Genomic DNA, 1,468 nt, shown 5'->3' on the forward strand with positions numbered 1-1,468 from the left:
CTGGCCTGTCTGCTGATCGATCTCACGAGCTCGACGCGCACGACGCGCGACCTGTGCCGCATTCGTGACGAGTGCGCGGAACACGTGCGTCGGGCCGGCGGCACCTGGTCCGCGTGCGCAGGGCTTCTCGACGCCCGGCCCGGTTATCGTTGAGCAGTTCCGCCGCGCCGGGCCAGATCCAGGTTCGTCACGAGGTCCGTAACGTTGGAGATGCCGCCGTCGATGACCATCTCAGAAGAACGTCTCGACGCCGCTGTCGCCGCTGCCGTGGCCGGCGATCGGGACGCAATTCGGGAAGTGCTGGAGACGATCCGCCCGGTCGTCGTCCGTTATTGCCGCGCGCGACTCGGGGTGGCCCAGCGGAGCGGGCTTTCGGCGGACGACGTGGCGCAGGAGGTGTGCGTGGCTACCATCGCGTCGCTGCCGCGCTACCGCCGGCGCGGACGCCCGTTCCTGGCCTTCGTGTACGGCATCGCCGCGCACAAGGTTGCCGACGCGCACCGCGCCGCCCGGCGTGACCTGTCCTATCCCACCGACGCGCTTCCTGAGCGCCGGTCGGCGGGGCCGGGCCCCGAGCAGGCAGCCGTCGACGCCGATGCCGTCGCCCGGATGAACGAGCTGCTCACGGTCCTGCCCGAGAAGCAGCGCGAGATTCTGATCCTGCGGGTCGTGGTCGGGTTGAGCGCCGAGGAGACCGCCCGCGCGGTCGGCAGTACCCCGGGCGCGGTCCGGGTGGCCCAGCACCGCGCGCTGGCCCGGCTGAAATCCGTGATCGTCGCGGCGGGACACGGGCATGCCTGACTCCCGGTTCACCCTGCCCGACCAGCCTCACCTCGACGCGCTGGCCCGCTCGGAGCGGTTCGTCGACGCGCTGGCGACGGGTCAGCCGGTCGACGACCAGGCCGACGCCGCCGATGCGGCGCTGGCCGCTCTGCTGGCCGACTGGCGTGACGAGGTGCGCCTGCACCCCACGAGCACGCTGGTCGACGACCACCAGGCCGCCGCCGCGTTGCGGAGCGGGCCGGCGACGCGGCCGGGCGGACGCCGCGGACTGAGGCTGGCCGGATCGGTGGCCGCGACGGTGGCGGCCTTTGGCGGGTTCGGCGCCGTCCTGGTCGGCGCGCAGCCCGGCGATGCGCTCTACGGTGTGCACTCGCTGCTGTTCGGCGAGCCACAAGTCAGCGACGACCAGATCGTGTTGACCGCCAATACGGAGCTCGACCAGGTAGAGCAGATGATCACGCAGGGGCAGTGGGAGCAGGCTCAGGACAAGCTGACGGCCGTCGGCAACCGGGTGCAGACCGTCACCGACGCCGACCGCAGACGCGAGCTGACCGACCACGTGAACCGGCTGCACGCCAAGGTCGCCGCCCGCGATCCCGATGCGACGCTGCCGCCGGGCGGGCCACCAGGGCCCGGCGTGGCTCCGTGAGCGGGCAGCCGCCCCGCCGTTACCCAGCTGGCCTAG

The 1,468-nt window shown here is 72.5% G+C and carries 2 protein-coding genes; both read left to right on the forward strand.

Translation table 11 applies throughout. From position 1 onward, the window contains the following. Positions 1-222: 222 nt before the first annotated feature. Positions 223-801: a sigma-70 family RNA polymerase sigma factor gene (locus ABDW21_RS03110; protein WP_343600655.1), complete on the forward strand. Its 579-nt coding sequence runs from the start codon at positions 223-225 to the stop codon at positions 799-801. Next, positions 794-1,432, forward strand: a complete 639-nt coding sequence (locus ABDW21_RS03115) for an anti-sigma-D factor RsdA (RefSeq protein ID WP_343710039.1) — start codon at positions 794-796, stop codon at positions 1,430-1,432. The genes ABDW21_RS03110 and ABDW21_RS03115 overlap by 8 nt, the downstream gene beginning before the upstream one ends. Positions 1,433-1,468 lie beyond the last annotated feature (36 nt).

The organism is Mycobacterium sp. (assembly GCF_039583805.1).
Lineage (GTDB): Bacteria > Actinomycetota > Actinomycetes > Mycobacteriales > Mycobacteriaceae > Mycobacterium.